The 2,384-nt window shown below is 55.0% G+C and carries 1 rRNA gene; it reads right to left on the reverse strand.

The features are described from left to right. Positions 1-2,384 (reverse strand): 23S ribosomal RNA (locus ABT313_RS44655); the annotation flags it as partial.

Here is a 2,384-nt window from a genome sequence, read left to right on the forward strand (position 1 = left end):
GAGCCGACATCGAGGTGCCAAACCATCCCGTCGATATGGACTCTTGGGGAAGATCAGCCTGTTATCCCCGGGGTACCTTTTATCCGTTGAGCGACGGTGCTCCCACATGCCACCGCCGGATCACTAGTTCCGACTTTCGTCCCTGCTCGACATGTCTGTCTCACAGTCAAGCTCCCTTGTGCACTTACACTCGACACCTGATTGCCAACCAGGCTGAGGGAACCTTTGAGCGCCTCCGTTACCTTTTAGGAGGCGACCGCCCCAGTCAAACTACCCACCAGGCACTGTCCCTGATCCGGATAACGGACCAAAGTTAGACAGCCAGAACAATCAGAGTGGTATTTCAACGATGACTCCACCCGAACTGGCGTCCGAGCTTCACAGTCTCCCACCTATCCTACACAAATTGTACCGACCACCAATACCAAGTTGTAGTAAAGGTCCCGGGGTCTTTCCGTCCTGCTGCGCGTAACGAGCATCTTTACTCGTAATGCAATTTCGCCGAGTCCACGGTTGAGACAGCGCCCAAGTCGTTACGCCATTCGTGCAGGTCGGAACTTACCCGACAAGGAATTTCGCTACCTTAGGATGGTTATAGTTACCACCGCCGTTTACTGGCGCTTAAGTTCAAAGCTTCGCCGGCCCTAAAGCCAGCTAACCTGTCCCCTTAACGTTCCAGCACCGGGCAGGCGTCAGTCCGTATACATCGAATTACTTCTTCGCACGGACCTGTGTTTTTAGTAAACAGTCGCTTGGGCCTGGTCTCTGCGACCATCACCGCTTCCCTCAGCAAGTAAGGTAACGGATCCGGTCCCCCTTCTCCCGAAGTTACGGGGGCATTTTGCCGAGTTCCTTAACCATGGTTCACTCGATCGCCTTGGTATTCTCTACCTGATCACCTGTGTCGGTTTGGGGTACGGGCGGCTCTAACACTCACTGCGAAGTTTTTCTCGGCAGCATGGGATCATCCACTTCCCCTGAACGGGTCCGCCTCGGCTCTCAGGCTATGTGAGACACGGATTTGCCTATGCCTCGCCCTACCACCTTGCCCGCGGATCAGCTTGCGCCTACCATCGCCGCGGTTGGACTACCCTCCTGCGTCACTCCTCAATGCACCTACTACCACCTCGGGTCAAGAACTCCACCACGCAACCCGAAGGTCTTGCGGCTTCGATCTCTTAGCATCAGCAGGTTCGGTCGGGTCGTGTTAATGCCGGTACGGGAATATCAACCCGTTGTCCATCGACTACGCCTGTCGGCCTCGCCTTAGGTCCCGACTTACCCAGGGCAGATTAGCTTGACCCTGGAACCCTTGATCATCCGGCGGACGGGTTTCTCACCCGTCATTCGCTACTCATGCCTGCATTCTCACTCGTGCAGCATCCACAACTCCATCACTAGGCTGCTTCACACGCTGCACGACGCTCCCCTACCCACCCACACACCTGGACGACCACGAAGGTCGCCGAGTACTTGTGTGAGTGCCACAGCTTCGGCGGATTGCTTGAGCCCCGCTACATTGTCGGCGCGGAATCACTTGACCAGTGAGCTATTACGCACTCTTTCAAGGGTGGCTGCTTCTAAGCCAACCTCCTGGTTGTCTGGGCAACTCCACATCCTTTTCCACTTAGCAATCGCTTAGGGGCCTTAGCTGGTGATCTGGGCTGTTTCCCTCTCGACTACGGAGCTTATCCCCCGCAGTCTCACTGCCGCGCTCTCACTTACCGGCATTCGGAGTTTGGCTGATTTCGGTAAGCCGGTAAGCCCCCTAGACCATCCAGTGCTCTACCTCCGGTAAGAAACACACGACGCTGCACCTATATGCATTTCGGGGAGAACCAGCTATCACGGAGTTTGATTGGCCTTTCACCCCTATCCACAGGTCATCCCCCAGGTTTTCAACCCTGGTGGGTTCGGTCCTCCACGCGGTCTTACCCACGCTTCAACCTGCCCATGGATAGATCACTCCGCTTCGGGTCTAGAGCATGCGACTAAAACGCCCTATTCAGACTCGCTTTCGCTACGGCTACCCCACACGGGTTAACCTCGCCACACACCACTAACTCGCAGGCTCATTCTTCAAAAGGCACGCCGTCACACCCCACAAGGGAATGCTCCGACGGATTGTAGGCAACCGGTTTCAGGTACTATTTCACTCCCCTCCCGGGGTACTTTTCATCTTTCCCTCACGGTACTAGTCCGCTATCGGTCACCAAGAAGTATTTAGGCTTAGCGGGTGGTCCCGCCAGATTCACACGAGATTTCAAGAGTCCCGTGCTACTTGGGAAAACACTCAAGAGTCACTGTCTTACGCCTACAGGGCTATAACCCACTACGGCTCAACATTCCAGAAGATTCGACTTCAACAGTAATTTATAACTCTT

It is taken from the genome of Kribbella sp. NPDC000426 (assembly GCF_040300265.1).
Lineage (GTDB): Bacteria > Actinomycetota > Actinomycetes > Propionibacteriales > Kribbellaceae > Kribbella.